13 protein-coding genes and 1 tRNA gene are annotated in these 13,551 nt (G+C 62.8%); 3 read left to right on the top strand and 11 right to left on the bottom strand.

What is annotated here, in order from left to right; translation table 11 throughout:
• On the top strand, nt 1-945 hold a 945-nt coding region (locus tag GWP04_10330), incomplete at its 5' end, for a recombinase family protein (protein NIA25947.1).
• On the opposite strand, the gene GWP04_10325 is transcribed toward GWP04_10330, so the two are convergent.
• The 10 genes from GWP04_10325 to GWP04_10280 form a co-directional block, all read right to left on the bottom strand.
• Nucleotides 924-1,011 (bottom strand) — tRNA-Leu (locus GWP04_10325). The genes GWP04_10330 and GWP04_10325 overlap by 22 nt on opposite strands.
• Nucleotides 1,012-1,039: 28 nt before the next feature.
• Nucleotides 1,040-1,279 carry a preprotein translocase subunit SecG gene (secG, locus tag GWP04_10320; protein ID NIA25946.1) on the bottom strand — a complete coding sequence of 80 codons (240 nt, stop codon included), beginning with the start codon at nt 1,277-1,279 and terminating at the stop codon, nt 1,040-1,042.
• A gap of 85 nt (nt 1,280-1,364) precedes the next feature.
• Nucleotides 1,365-2,114: a 2,3-diphosphoglycerate-dependent phosphoglycerate mutase gene (gpmA, locus tag GWP04_10315; GenBank protein ID NIA25945.1), complete on the bottom strand. Its 750-nt coding sequence runs from the start codon at nt 2,112-2,114 to the stop codon at nt 1,365-1,367.
• Between the two features lie 34 nt (nt 2,115-2,148).
• Nucleotides 2,149-2,916 (bottom strand): triose-phosphate isomerase, encoded by a 768-nt coding sequence (locus GWP04_10310; GenBank protein NIA25944.1) that lies wholly within the window; start codon nt 2,914-2,916, stop codon nt 2,149-2,151.
• Nucleotides 2,906-4,093 carry a phosphoglycerate kinase gene (gene pgk, locus GWP04_10305; GenBank protein NIA25943.1) on the bottom strand — a complete coding sequence of 396 codons (1,188 nt, stop codon included), beginning with the start codon at nt 4,091-4,093 and terminating at the stop codon, nt 2,906-2,908. Before pgk ends, GWP04_10310 begins: the two co-directional genes overlap by 11 nt.
• 10 nt (nt 4,094-4,103) lie before the next feature.
• On the bottom strand, nt 4,104-5,066 hold the full coding sequence (gene yvcK / locus GWP04_10300; GenBank protein NIA25942.1) for a uridine diphosphate-N-acetylglucosamine-binding protein YvcK: 963 nt from the start codon (nt 5,064-5,066) through the stop codon (nt 4,104-4,106).
• Nucleotides 5,063-5,887, bottom strand: coding sequence for an RNase adapter RapZ (gene rapZ, locus GWP04_10295; GenBank protein NIA25941.1), 825 nt, complete (start codon nt 5,885-5,887; stop codon nt 5,063-5,065). Before rapZ ends, yvcK begins: the two co-directional genes overlap by 4 nt.
• A gap of 28 nt (nt 5,888-5,915) precedes the next feature.
• Entirely contained in the window at nt 5,916-6,389 is a 474-nt protein-coding gene (locus GWP04_10290; GenBank protein NIA25940.1) for a methylated-DNA--[protein]-cysteine S-methyltransferase, read from the bottom strand.
• Nucleotides 6,386-8,215, bottom strand: a complete 1,830-nt coding sequence (uvrC, locus tag GWP04_10285) for an excinuclease ABC subunit UvrC (protein NIA25939.1) — start codon at nt 8,213-8,215, stop codon at nt 6,386-6,388. The genes GWP04_10290 and uvrC overlap by 4 nt, the downstream gene beginning before the upstream one ends.
• A gap of 26 nt (nt 8,216-8,241) precedes the next feature.
• Nucleotides 8,242-8,928 (bottom strand): methyltransferase domain-containing protein, encoded by a 687-nt coding sequence (locus GWP04_10280; protein ID NIA25938.1) that lies wholly within the window; start codon nt 8,926-8,928, stop codon nt 8,242-8,244.
• A gap of 49 nt (nt 8,929-8,977) precedes the next feature.
• Here GWP04_10280 and GWP04_10275 point away from each other — a divergent pair, with 49 nt between their 5' ends.
• Together GWP04_10275 and GWP04_10270 are read left to right on the top strand one after the other, a co-directional pair.
• Nucleotides 8,978-10,396, top strand: coding sequence for a hypothetical protein (locus GWP04_10275; protein ID NIA25937.1), 1,419 nt, complete (start codon nt 8,978-8,980; stop codon nt 10,394-10,396).
• Nucleotides 10,389-11,474 (top strand): hypothetical protein, encoded by a 1,086-nt coding sequence (locus tag GWP04_10270; GenBank protein ID NIA25936.1) that lies wholly within the window; start codon nt 10,389-10,391, stop codon nt 11,472-11,474. Before GWP04_10275 ends, GWP04_10270 begins: the two co-directional genes overlap by 8 nt.
• Here the strand turns inward: GWP04_10270 and uvrA are convergent.
• On the bottom strand, nt 11,435-13,551 hold a 2,117-nt coding region (uvrA, locus tag GWP04_10265), incomplete at its 5' end, for an excinuclease ABC subunit UvrA (GenBank protein NIA25935.1). The genes GWP04_10270 and uvrA overlap by 40 nt on opposite strands.

Genomic DNA, 13,551 nt, shown 5'->3' with positions numbered 1-13,551 from the left:
CGCAACCGTCACCGACTGACCGGTGGCGCGGCATGGCAGCCGACCGCTGTCCGTGCCATCCTCGACAATCCCCGCTACACCGGATACCAGGTATGGAACCGGCAACGACGCGACGAGGTGCTCATCAATGTGCACGACGTCGGCCTGGGTTACGAGACCCGCATGCGCCGTAACGATCCGACCGAATGGATCTGGTCGAACGAACCGTCCCATGAGCCACTCATCACCCGTCAGCAATACGACGAAGTCCAGGAGCGGTTCCACAAGAACCGACGTACCTCTACCCGCCAAACCAAGACGGGCAGGCGTTACCTGCTGGCTGGCCGTATACGCTGCGGCCAGTGTGGCCGGCGTATGGAAGGCGCCTGGAACCACGACCGTCCCTACTACCGCTGCCAGGTGCACCGCAACGACAAGGTCGATCGCAATGGGCATGCCGCCACGATCTATGTGAGGGAAGAAGCGTTACTTCCCGGCCTCGACGAATGGCTCGGAGAACTCTTCGACACCGGACACCTCGACGACACATGCCGGGCCCTCGCTCAAGCCGCCCAACCCGACCCCGACGACCAAGCCCGACACGACAAGATCCGGAAACGGATCACCAAGCTCGACCGTGAACTCGACGGCTACCGCAGCATCGTCCGCAACGAACCCGAAGCAGCAGCAACCGTGGAACGCTGGATCGCTGAGACCACTCAGGAACGCCGGCGCCTCGAAACATTCCTCGGCGTCAAAGCGTCCACCCGACTCACCAAAGACGACATCAAAGCTCTGGTGGCCAGCCTGCGAGACATCACCGCGACACTCGCTGACGCAGACCCCACAGACAAAGCCGCCGTCTACGAAGAGATGGGAATCGACGTCACCTACCACCAAGACGGCCAGGTTCTCGTCGAGTCCAGACCCCGTGTAGTTAGCGATGGTGTCGGAGGGGGGACTTGAACCCCCACGTCCTATTCGGACACTAGGCCCTCAACCTAGCGCGTCTGCCTATTCCGCCACTCCGACGTGGACACGTGAGTATACCGTTGCGTGATCAGCCGAAAATGAATGTCAACGTGACCGTCGTGAACGTGAAGATGATCGCCGCGCCCACCGTGAGCCGGTCGAGGTTGCGCTCGACGATGGTGGAACCCGACATTGCGGAAGGGCCCATCCCGCCACCGAACATGTCGGAGAGGCCGCCGCCTCGCCCGGCATGCAGCAGGATGAACACCACGAGGGCGAGCGACACGATCACGTGGATGACGACGGTGACGACAGTAAAGGCTTGCATGGATTCTCCAGGTCTGAGCGACACGGCCGTGTCGCGGCGGTAAGTATGCCGGGATCGTCGGCCTTAGGTCAAGTCTGCGGCGGGCTCAACCAGCCTGCTTCGCCACGGCTTCGGCGGCACGCTTGGCTGCCTCGGGGTCTCCGAGGTAGAAACTGTCGACTTTCTGGACGTTCTCGTCAAGCCGGTACACCAGTGGTATCCCCGTCGGAATGTTGAGTGCCGCGATCTCCTGGTCGGAGATCCGGTCCAGATGCTTCACGAGGGCACGCAGGCTGTTGCCGTGCGCAACGACGAGCACCAGATCGCCTGCTCGCAGGTCGGGGACGATCTGATCGGACCAGTACGGCATCATCCGATCAACAACATCCTTGAGGCACTCCGTCGCCGGTAGTACCTCCGGAGCCAGCGCCGCATACCTCCGATCGTGCGAGGGGTGCCGCTTGTCGTCGAGATCGAGTGGCGGAGGCGGAACATCGTAGGAACGTCGCCACTGGAACACCTGGTCCTTGCCGAGGCGTTCCGACGTCTCTTTCTTGTTCAAGCCCTGCAACGACCCGTAGTGGCGCTCGTTGAGCCGCCAGTGTCGCTTCACCGGAAGCCATGACAGGCCCATTTCATCCAACGTGATGTTGGCCGTTTGGATGGCGCGTCGCAGCAGCGACGTATGCACGACGTCGAAGGCGTAGCCCTCTTCGGCCATCAGCTTCCCGGCGGCGACCGCCTCGGCGGTGCCCTTGTCGGAGAGGGGCACGTCGGTCCAGCCGGTGAACTTGTTCTCTTTGTTCCAGGTGCTCTCGCCGTGGCGGAGGAGCACGAGGGTGTACGGTGCGTTCATATCGGTCCTCATCTGATCTGCGGTGGCCATCGGCTCACACCCAATACCGCACAACTGCTGCGAACTTGTCCGGATCGAGAGAAGCGCCTCCGACCAGTCCGCCGTCGATATCCTTCTTTGCCATCAGCGCAGCGATGTTCCCAGGGTTGACCGAACCTCCGTAGAGAATCCGGGTTTCGTCGGCAGCGTCGCCCCACCGCCGGCGGAGGTTGGCACGGATGAGCCCGACCATCTCCTGGGCGTCCTCGGGTGCTGCAGTGCGGCCGGTTCCGATCGCCCAAATCGGCTCGTAGGCGACCACCGCTCCTGCGACCTGCTCGGCTGTCAGTCCGTGAAGACTTCCCGGAACCTGTGTGGCAACTCGATCGGAGGCCAGCCCCGCCTCACGCTCTGCGAGCGTTTCCCCGACGCACACAATCGGAGTCATACCGTGCGCGAGAACGGCTTTCACTTTGCGGTTCACCACCTCGTCCGTCTCACCGAAGAGTTGACGGCGTTCCGAATGTCCGACGATCACGAACCGCACGAAGAGCTTCTCGAGCATTCCGGGAGCGATCTCTCCCGTGAACGCCCCGGACTCCTCCCAGTGCACATTCTGCGCTGCAAGCAGGATCTGCATGTGGTCGGCTTCGATGACAGTCTGCACAGACCGCAACGACGTGAACGGTGGAGCGATAGCGACGTCGACGCGATCGAAGTCTCTCGGGTCCAGCCGGTAGTGCAGCTTCTGGGTCATCTGGATCGCCTCCAGATGTGTCGCATGCATCTTCCAGTTGCCGACAATCAGATTCTTACGAGCCATCAGCCCACCTCTCGAGTACCGCTACTCCCGGTAGCGTCTTTCCTTCCAACATCTCCAAGCCGGCGCCGCCTCCCGTCGACAGGTGTGACACCGTGTCGGCCAATCCGAGCAGGCGCATCGCCGCGACCGAATCCCCACCGCCGACCACACTGAAGCCTTCAAAGTCGCTGAGCGAGCGAGCGACCTGCTCGGTGCCGGCTCGGAAACGTTCCCACTCGAATACGCCCATCGGTCCGTTCCAGAACACGCTGCGTGATCCGTGGATGACAGCAGTGAACCGCTCGGCCGTCTTGGGGCCGATGTCCAGTCCCATCCAATCGTCTGGGATCTCGTCGCGATCGACGGTCTTGGCTTGCGCATCGCCGGCAAATCGGTCGGCGACAATGAGGTCCTGGGGGAGGCTGATCCGGTCGCCATACGGCGAGGCAAGCACCTCGCTGACCTCTTCGAGGCGGTCCTCTTCGAACAGGGACTTCCCAATCTCGTATCCCTCGGCAGCAAGAAGGGTGAAGCACATCCCGCCACCGATGAGCATCATGTCCACCTTCGGCAACAGGGAGCGGATCACGCCCAGCTTGTCGGACACCTTCGCCCCACCGAGCACCACCGTGAAGGGACGTTCCGGCGCTTCGAGCAACCTGGTCAGCGCTTCGACTTCTTCGACCAACAACGGCCCTGCCACCGAGCGCAGGCGCTCCGCAACTCCGACGGTCGACGCGTGGGCTCGGTGTGCCGACCCGAAGGCGTCGAGAACGAACAGGTCGGCGAGCCGGGCCAGACCGTCGGCCAGAGCGGGGTCATTGCTGGTTTCGCCCGGTTCGAACCGAGTGTTCTCCAAAAGGATTACGTCACCGGCGCCGGCCCGTGCGACGGCAGCCTCCACAACGGGTCCGACGACGGCGTCGAGCTTGTCGATGGCGAAGCCGCCCAGCGCTGACATCCGTTCTGCGACCGGGTCCATGGTCAGTCCTGGGTCTCTGTGCTTCGGGCGCCCAAGATGGCTGCACACCACGACGACGGCACCTGCATCACGCAAGCGCTCGATCGTTGGCAGGCTGGCCCGAATCCGGAAGTCGTCTGTGACCTCACCGTCACTGATCGGCACGTTCAAATCTGAACGTACGAGGACGCGGCGTCCTGCGACGTCTACGTCGTCCAGTGTCAGGAATTTCGCCATGGTTTCCTCCTCAGACCAGTCCGCCGAGTGTCGTTCCCAGTTTGATCGCATCGTGCTGTGGCCAGTCAGACTCGAGATCGGCGACATCACACTCGGCGATCTCCCACCCGAGCGTGCCGATTTCCTCGGCCGGGTAGAGCAACTGACGGACCGGGCCAGGTACTTGGAGGGGGCCCTGGTGAGCGACGATAACACCGGTCCTGGTAAGTCCCGTCATCTCATGTAGGGCTTTCAGATGGTCGATTCCGTCGAGGCCCAGCGTCTCCCCATCCTGGGTGATGAGGTTGCCCACAAAGATGAGGCGTCCGGATCCGTGTTCGATCGCTTCGACGATCCCGGGCACCAACAACGCCGAGATCACCGATGTGAACAGGCTCCCAGGACCAAGGATCAGCTGATCCGCGTTGTGGATCGCCCTGAGCGCCTCGACGCTGGCCGGTTCATCGTCCGGTTTCAACTGGAGTTCAGTGATTGTCCCCCGCGTTCGGGTAATGGCTGCCTGCCCATCGATCCATCGACCGTCGATCTTGGCCCGCAGCCGCAGCGAGCGAGACGCCGCCGGGATGACCTCTCCGCGGCACCCCAGCAAGCTGCCCGCGACGCGTACGGCGGTCGGGAAGTCGCCCTCAAAGATGTCCTGCAGCGCAGCGAGCATCAGGTTGCCCAGCGAATGGCCGGCCACATCGGTTGCCTCGAAGCGGTAGGAGAACAGCTCACGCCAGATCGACGGTTCCGGGCTCAACGCCAGAAGGCATTTCCTGATGTCGCCCGGCGGAGGAATCGGCAGGCTGCTGGTCAGGCGTCCCGATGATCCGCCGTCATCTGCCACGGTGACGACCGCAGCGATCTCTCCTGCGTACACCTGCACGGCTTCGAGTACCTGAGCGAGACCGTGTCCACCACCTATTGCGACGACGTTGGGTCCTTGGATATCGAGTCCGAGAGGGTCGAGTGCCACCTCCGGAAGGGTCATCGCTCGACATCCCTGTGTCGTACGGTCGCCTGGACGCCCCGGCCGTCCAGCCATCGGGCGAGCGCCTCGGCGATTGCGACAGAACGGTGCCTTCCGCCAGTGCAGCCGACACCGATACTCAGATATGACTTGCCCTCGTGACGGAACCTGGGCATCAGGAAGTCGATGAGTCCTTCGACTCGTTGGAGGAACTCCTGTGCATCGTGATCATCGAGGACATAGTCGCTCACTGCGGAGTCCCGTCCGGTGAGGGGACGAAGGTTCTCTTGCCAGTACGGATTCGGGAGGAAGCGAACGTCGAACAGCAGGTCGGCATCCCGCGGGGCGCCGTACTTGAAGCCGAACGACGATATGGCGACACGCATCGGGCGCTCAGGACGCGCCTCCTCAAACTGCTCTTCGAGGCGGCGTCTCAGTTCGTGGACGTTCGTTTCGGTCGTATCGATCACGAAGTCGGCTTCGGCTCGCAGTTCGGCAAGGAGCTCACGTTCAGCTGCAATCGATTCGCTCAGTGTTCCCGCTGCGACCGGGTGAGGACGCCGATTCTCCTCGAAACGGCGGATCAGCGCCTCGTCGGTGGCGTCGAGGAACAGCAGTGACGGCTCGACACCCTCACGTTCGAGGTTGTCGATCGTTTTGTTGATCTCGTCCATCGGATAACCGCCGCGAGCATCGACGACCACGGCCAGTCGGCGAGGCACTTCGGCGAGGTCGTTGTAGCGAACGACATCGCCGATGAGCGACGGAGGAAGGTTGTCCACGACGAGGTACCCGAGATCCTCGAGCACTTTCGCGGCCGTGGAACGGCCGGCACCGGACATGCCGGTGACGGCGAGAACGCGGGGGCGCCTAACCAGCGGTGGCCTCCATTTCCAGCATGGCACGTTTCAGGTCCGAGCCTCCCCCATAGTGGCCCACGCCTCCAGAGGAAGGTACGACACGGTGGCACGGAATGATCGGTGCGAATGGGTTGCGGGCCATCGCTTGCCCGACGGCGCGTGCCCCGCCTGGACAGCCGGCGGCATCCGCGACGTCGCCATACGTCATGACCTTCCCGGGCAGGATCGCCGAAACGACCTGATAGACCGCACGAAGGAATGGAGTGTGGGCACGAGCGGCAAGGTCAGGATCGGGGTGCCAGGCGGTCGGGTCGCCATTGAAGTATCGGCCCAACCATGCCCCCAGCCGCTCGACCTCGGGTGGAGGGTCGGAGCTGATCGGTGTGTCCGGCGGAGTGCCGCCGGGAAGGATCGTTTCGACGATCGTGTCTCCTTCGAAGACGATCCAGCCGGTCCCAAAGCCGGTTTCGTACGCGAGTCTCATCGCTGCTCCTGTCCGTGTAATGCAGCATACAAGTCGGCGGCCACCTGTCGGGGTACCACTTTGGCCAACGTGTCGACGTCGGCGCTTCGCATCTTCTTCAGCGACCCGAACCTGCGTAGCAGTTGCTTCTTGCGGGTCGGGCCGACGCCGGGGACGTCGTCGAGGGTCGAATCGATCATGGACCGCGACCGCAGCTTGCGGTGATAGCTGATCGCAAACCGGTGCGCTTCATCGCGGACGCGTTGCAGCAGGTGCAATGCCTCTTCGTCTCGCGGAATCCGTATCGGGTCGGCAACGCCGGGCAGGAACACCTCTTCCATCTTCTTGGCGAGCCCGACCACGGGGATGTCGAGGGCGAGGTCCTCGAGGACCCGAACGGCGCGTGACAGTTGCCCGGCGCCCCCGTCGATCAGCACGAGCGACGGCGGGTACGAGAAGCGCCCTCGTTGCTCGACCGCGCATTCACGTTCGGCCAGATAGGCCTCGAAGCGTCGGCGCAGGACTTCTTCCATCGACGCGAAGTCGTCCTGACCCTCGACGGTACGAATCTTGAACCGGCGATAGTCGGAGCGTTTGGGAAGCCCGTCTTCGAGCACCACCATCGAGCCGACCGTGTTGGTACCTTGGATGGTGGAGATGTCATATGCCTCGATACGCAGCGGGGCGTGCGGCAGTCCGAGGGCGTCCTGGAGGCTGCGCAGGGCCCGCGCTCTGGCGTTGTGGTCGGTATGACGGCGCAGGCGGTGGCGGCTGAACGCGTCGGTCGCGTTCGCCCGGGCGGTCTCCATCAGGCGTCGCTTCGAGCCGCGTTGGGGAACTCGCAGGGCGACGCGTGACCCCCGCCTCTTCGACAGCCATCTCTCACGAACGGACTGATCGGGAGGCATCTCCTGTACGAGGATCAGCTTGGGCGGTATCTCTTCTCCGTAGAGATCACGCAGCATCTGTCCGATCAGGTCGGCGTTCGAGACCAGTTCGACTCTGTCGATGATCGTGCCGAGACGCCCGACGACCCTGCCACGCCGAACCCGCAGGACCTGCAGCGAGGCTTCTAGGTCGTCTTCTTCCACGGCGATGACATCGAAGTCTTCGGGCCGGTCGGTGACGACTTCCTGGCGCGCGAGTGCCTTTTCGACGTCTGCAAGGCGGTCACGGTGCCGGGCGGCCTGTTCGTACTCGAGGTTCGCCGCCGCCGTCTCCATCCTCCGTTGAAGGTTCGCGACGATGTCGTCGCTGTGGCCTTCGAGGAAACCCGCGAGACCGTCGACCATCTCCTCGTACGCCCCCGCTGTCACTTCCCCGATGCAAGGGCCCGAGCACTTGTCGATGTGAAACAGGAGGCAGGGACGACCCATGGCCTCGTGTCGCCGATACAGCCCGTCGGAGCAGGTCCGGATGGGGAAGGTCTTGAGGAGCAGGTCGAGGGTCGAACGAATCGCGTAGGCGTGAGCGTAGGGGCCGAAGTACTGGGTGCCCTTCTTGCGTTTGCCTCGCATCACTCTGGCCCGCGGCCATTCATCGCTGCGAGTGATTGCCAGGTATGGATAGGACTTGTCATCTCGCAGCCTGATGTTGAACCGGGGTCGATGTTTCTTGATGAGCGAGTACTCGAGCATCAGCGCTTCGACTTCGTTGGCCGTCACGATCCATTCCACGGACTCGGCTTCATCGACCTTGGAGGCACCCGGGCCGACCTGGCTGAAGTGGTTGACGACACGTTTGCGCAGTGACTTGGCCTTGCCGACGTAGATCACTTGTCCGTGTGGGTCACGAAACAAGTACGCACCGGGAAGGTCCGGGATCTCGGAAGGGCTCGGCCGCTGCATTGTGTCGAGTGTATCGCCCGGCCCGGCTAGGGCTTGCGCCACCGGATGCCAAGCAGGCGGGGAATCTCCGCCTGTCGACCGAGGAAAGGATCATCGCCGGTGACGGATCGCTCGATCAGGTGCTCGAGGATCCAGCCGGCGTCGGCGGCCATGTTGAGAAGCTCGGACAGGGAGCGGTGAAAGAAGGTCACCGCAGCCTCTCCTGCGGGCTCGCTGGTCGTGCCACCGGACAGGTAACTCCCCCACCGCCAGAACAACTCACCGTCGGTTGGGTCGACGACCGGCCCGGACTCGGAAGCCGTCGAGAGGGGGTGATTCATAACCGTTGCGAGGACCCCTGCCTGCCTCGTCACCCGAGAAACTCCCTGGAACATCCCCGGCAGGTCGGCGAGATGTTCAAACACGAGCGATGCGTAGGCACCGTCGAACGACACGGCCCTGGCCCACCCGAGATCAGGGAGTCGGCACTCGACCACGGGTCCCAGCCTTTCAGCGATCACGAGGAGATCGTGGCTCAGGTCGCAGCCAATGACACCCACACCACGAGACTGCATTTCGCTCATGACGCGTCCTTCGCCGCACGCCAGATCGAGCAAGCGAAGACCCGGCCGCGCATCGAGAAGGTCGACGAGCAGGACCTGGACGTCGCTGTCGTACGCTGAATCCGTCCTCAGCTCTTCGAGCCACCATGCCGTGAGATCGTTCCAGTCCATGGCGCAATTGTGACAGCTCGCGGGAGCAGCCATCTGCAAGACTCTCCACATGTCGAGAGGAGCGGAAACCAGCAGGGCGGTTGAACCCCCTGTCGCCATTCCCGGACGCTCCCTGACCGCAGTCGCCGCTGCAGCCGGTATCGGGGCTGGACTGCTGTCACTCCTCATGCGCCCGAGTTACGACGAGTTCTTTTGGCTGGCGATTGCTCGCAAAGCCGCCCTTGGCGGAAGCCTCTACCGGGACGCGATCGACAACAAGACACCCGTCGTCTACGGGCTCAGCTGGCTCCTTGACCGCCTGCCCGGACCGTACGTGACGGCGAGAGCGCTCCTCGTCGGGGCCGCAGTCGGGATCACGACCTACATAGTCGCTCGCATGGCTGGTCGTCATGCCTCGAGGACCCACCCCGCGATGCTGGCGGGAGTTGTTGCCGGCTGCACACTTCTCTTGCAGAACCAGCTCGTGTACACCACGGAACTGATCGCCGTTCCGCTCCTTCTCGTCAGTCTCCTCATGGCGATACGCAAACGCGCAGTGCTTGCCGTCTTGGCTGCCACGTTTGCTGCAGGATTCGATCCCCGAGTTCTCATCCTGCTTCCCGGCATTGTTGTCCTGGTATGGCAAGAGGGCGGGACCACTGCCGGTCGACGGGCACTCGCCTGGACGCTCATCGTGACGGCTCTGGGCGTCGGTACCGTCCTGGCAGTCCCCGATCTTCGATTCGCACTCGTCGAACTGAATCTCGCCTCCAGACCCGTTCCAACCGGTCCGCTTCTTCTTCTGTTTGGTTTCGCAGCCGCTCGCAGCATCCTTCCGTTGGCTGCACTCCTCTACCTATTCCACCCTGCAGACATGTGGTCTCGATTGCGCACCGCGGATTGGATCCTGGTCGGAGGATCCGTTCTCCTCGGAATCGTGTCCATCCAGCCTTTCGATCACTACTGGGGCTACGTTCTTGTGCCGCTACCTCTCGTTCTGGGAACGATCCCGCCAGTTCGGATGTCACGTGCCGGCGCCGGGCTTCTCATCGCTGCGTTGATTCCTATGCTCGCACTGACCGTGGTGGTAGGGATTCGACGATCGGAGACAGAACGTAAGTACCTTCAGGTGGCCTCCAGCCTGGAAGCTCAACTCGACGCGAGCCAGACGTTCGCTTCGGCAGATGATCAACCGTACCTGGCGGCCATGCTCCCGGAGCACAACGCGTTACGTTCTCCGACGCTTGGCTACCTCGTATGGGCTTCCTCCCGTCAATCAGACTTCTTGGCAGAGCTCCCTCTCCTGCTCGACTCGGCAACCGTGCTGGTCGATGATGGGATCCTGGACGTGCCGAGATCTGCAGTGACTGAGCTATATCGACCTGTGTGGGACCTCTTCGAGGAGTACGCACCCGACTTCGCCTGTCGGACTCGAGTCGGTGACATCTCACTGCGTTTCCGCTGTATCGAAAAGGACCCACATGGCTGAACACGGATCCTCGCGGCGGTCTCGATCCCTGCATCTCGTCTGGTTCTCCGTTGGCGTAGCAGTAGGCGCCGTTGCCCTCGTGCTGCAGCTTGGCTCGCCGGGTGCCCACCTCTCCGACATCCTTCGTGTCGGTGAAGCCTCGCCAGCACGTGCTCTCATCGCCTCAGAGCTGGGAACGCTTCACTACACGCAGGGCCAGGGTCACGATGGGCAGTACTCGTATCTCGTCGCTCGAGATCCTCTCGCACAACGTGGGCTTGCGAATCAGGCCGACGATGGCGGCTACCGCTTCCGCAGAGCTCTCTACAGCTGGCTGGCAGGAGGTTTCGGTTCTCTGACCCCCTGGGGAACACTCTGGGGCTTGGCCGTGTGGTCGATCCTCGGGCTTGGGATCGCCACGGCAGCCATCGCGGAGATAGCTCGCTTGCTCGGTGCTCGACAGTGGGCTGTTGTGGGCGTAGTTGCGAACCTGGGGTTGTGGCTGCCGGTGCAACTCGCGACGGCGGATGCACTGGCGATCGGCCTCGCCCTGGCCGGCGTGGCACTTGTCCTGCACGATAAGACGTGGTTGGCCGCTCTCGTGTTCGCGGCCGCCGTTCTGACCAAGGATACGTATCTGGCCTTTCCGTTGGCGGTGTCGGCCTGGCTGTTGACTACTCGCAGACGTCGGGATGCTGTGGCTGTCCTTCTGCCCGCAGTCCTTCTCCTCCTCGGCTGGTCATCATGGCTCGAGCTTCAGATCGGGCAGGGGTTTTCTCTCAAAGGCAACCTGAGCTGGCCACTTGTGGGTCTGGTGGAATCCCTGCCATGGCAGTCAACGGCAAACGGTGCGCTCGCCGTCATGGCTCTCCTCGGGTTCGTGGTTGCTGCGGCCGGAGTCGGACTCGCAAGACACCCTCTCCTGACATGGCTCACCGCACCCTGGATGCTCACTGCACTCTTGTCTTCGCGACTCGTGTGGGAAGGGGGGAACAATGCAGTTCGGGCCCTGGCTCCTCTCTGGGCCCTCGGCTTTCTTTCTCTGGCCCTGTGGGCTGCTCAGCGACGGAGCACTTCCCGAAGGAACTTGCCGGTGTAGCTCTCCGGTACCGCTGCTACCTGTTCCGGGGTGCCCTTGGCCACGACGGCCCCACCGCCTTCACCACCTTCAGGACCCAGGTCGATCACCCAGTCGGCCGTCTTGATCACATCGAGGTTGTGTTCGATCACCACCACCGTATTCCCGGTGTCGACGAGACGGATCAGAACCCCGAGCAACTTACGGATGTCCTCGAAATGCAGACCGGTGGTGGGCTCGTCGAGAACATAGAACGTCCTGCCTGTCGATCGCTTTCCCAGCTCCGAGGCGAGTTTCACCCGCTGTGCCTCTCCCCCGGACAACGTTGGTGCCGGCTGTCCGAGCTTGATGTAGCCCAACCCCACGTCGAAGAGCGTCTGGAGGATCCGGGTGATCTTCGGTTGGTTCGAGAAGAACTCGAGGGCCTCCTCGACAGACATGTTCAACACATCGGAAACCGTCTTGCCCTTCCACAGGACCTCGAGCGTCTCCCTGCTGTAGCGGGCGCCTTTACACACTTCGCACGGCACGTAGACGTCGGGAAGGAAGTGCATCTCTATCTTGATCGTCCCGTCGCCTTTGCATGCTTCGCAGCGTCCCCCCTTGACGTTGAACGAGAATCGGCCGGGTTTGTAGCCGCGAAGGCGCGCCTCGGAGGTAGATGCGAAAAGCGCCCGGATGTGATCGAACACACCGGTGTACGTCGCAGCGTTGGAGCGCGGCGTTCGGCCGATCGGTGACTGGTCGATGTCGATCATCTTGTCGATGTGCTCGACACCCTCTATCCGCACGTGGCGACCCGGCACGAACTTGGAGCGGTACAGGCGTTGCCGCAGTCTCTTGGAGAGGACTTCTTCAACGAGCGACGACTTGCCGCTTCCCGATACGCCGGTCACGCAGGTGAACACGCCAAGGGGGAACGCAACATCGATGCCCTTCAGATTGTTCTCGGCGGCACCGATCACCGTGATCGCCTTACCGTTCGACACATGTCTCTGCTCCGGTACCGGAATCACCCGGCGACCGGTGAGATACTCGCCGGTCAGAGACGCCGGCTCGGCGATGATGTCGTCGAGAGTGCCCTCGGCAACGATCCGCCCGCCATGCTCACCGGCTCCAGGGCCGATGTCGACAACATGGTCGGCGGTGCGGATCGTTTCCTCGTCGTGTTCGACGACGATCAGCGTGTTGCCAAGATCCCGCAGCCGAACCAGGGTCTCGATGAGTCGAGCATTGTCGCGCTGGTGGAGCCCGATCGATGGTTCGTCAAGGATGTAGAGCACACCGACGAGTCCGGAGCCTATCTGGGTCGCCAGCCTGATCCGTTGTGCCTCCCCTCCGGCGAGGGTGGCGGCGCTGCGGGACAGGGTCAGGTAGTCGAGACCTACGTCGACCAGGAACTGGAGGCGGGATCGGACTTCCTTGAGCACTCGCGCGGCGATCCTCTCTTGGCGTTCGGTGAGAGCGAGCTCTCCGAAGAACTCGAAGGCCCGACGAAGCGGCAGCGAGGACACCTCGTGGATGTTCCTGCCATTGACGGTGACGGCAAGCGAGATCGGGTTGAGACGACTGCCACCGCAGGTATCGCAGGGCACCTGTCGCATGTACTCCTGGTAATACTCCCTTGCCGAATCTGATTCGGCGTTCTCATGTCGGCGCCGGAGGAACGGCATGATGCCTTCGTAGGCCGCCCGGTAGCGACGTCGCCGTCCGAACCGGTTCACGTACGACACTTCGATCTTGGCGTCTCCGGTTCCGTGCAGTATCGCCTGCTGCTGGTCTTCGTCCAGATCCACAAACGGCGTGTCGGGATCCACTTCGAGGTATCGGGCGAGACCTTCGAGGAGACGCTGGTAGTAGCGACCCCTGTGGCCTGACCAGGGGGCAATGGCCCCGGAGGTGAACGGCTGGGTCGGATCAGGGATGACGAGTTCCGGATCGACCTGGTAGCGGGTGCCGATGCCCGAACACGCCGAGCAGGCGCCGTAGGGGCTGTTGAAACTGAAGTTCCGGGGCTGAAGCTCTTCGAAGGACACTCCACAGTGGGTGCAGGCGAGGTGCTGGCTGAACGTGAGGGTCGGTCCGTCCTCGACTGCGA

Source organism: Gammaproteobacteria bacterium (assembly GCA_011682695.1).
GTDB lineage: Bacteria > Actinomycetota > Acidimicrobiia > Spongiisociales > UBA4744 > BMS3Bbin01.
This window is presented reverse-complemented; position numbering and strand designations above follow the sequence as displayed.

Bases quoted from the DNA above. Each gene is read 5' to 3' on its own strand.
- secG (NIA25946.1), bottom strand. From the start codon at position 1,279: ATGCAAGCCTTTACTGTCGTCACCGTCGTCATCCACGTGATCGTGTCG.
- gpmA (NIA25945.1), bottom strand. From the start codon at position 2,114: ATGAACGCACCGTACACCCTCGTGCTCCTCCGCCACGGCGAGAGCACC.
- GWP04_10310 (NIA25944.1), bottom strand. From the start codon at position 2,916: ATGGCTCGTAAGAATCTGATTGTCGGCAACTGGAAGATGCATGCGACA.
- pgk (NIA25943.1), bottom strand. From the start codon at position 4,093: ATGGCGAAATTCCTGACACTGGACGACGTAGACGTCGCAGGACGCCGC.
- yvcK (NIA25942.1), bottom strand. From the start codon at position 5,066: ATGACCCTTCCGGAGGTGGCACTCGACCCTCTCGGACTCGATATCCAA.
- rapZ (NIA25941.1), bottom strand. From the start codon at position 5,887: ATGTCCGGTGCCGGCCGTTCCACGGCCGCGAAAGTGCTCGAGGATCTC.
- GWP04_10290 (NIA25940.1), bottom strand. From the start codon at position 6,389: ATGAGACTCGCGTACGAAACCGGCTTTGGGACCGGCTGGATCGTCTTC.
- uvrC (NIA25939.1), bottom strand. From the start codon at position 8,215: ATGCAGCGGCCGAGCCCTTCCGAGATCCCGGACCTTCCCGGTGCGTAC.
- GWP04_10280 (NIA25938.1), bottom strand. From the start codon at position 8,928: ATGGACTGGAACGATCTCACGGCATGGTGGCTCGAAGAGCTGAGGACG.
- GWP04_10275 (NIA25937.1), top strand. From the start codon at position 8,978: ATGTCGAGAGGAGCGGAAACCAGCAGGGCGGTTGAACCCCCTGTCGCC.
- GWP04_10270 (NIA25936.1), top strand. From the start codon at position 10,389: ATGGCTGAACACGGATCCTCGCGGCGGTCTCGATCCCTGCATCTCGTC.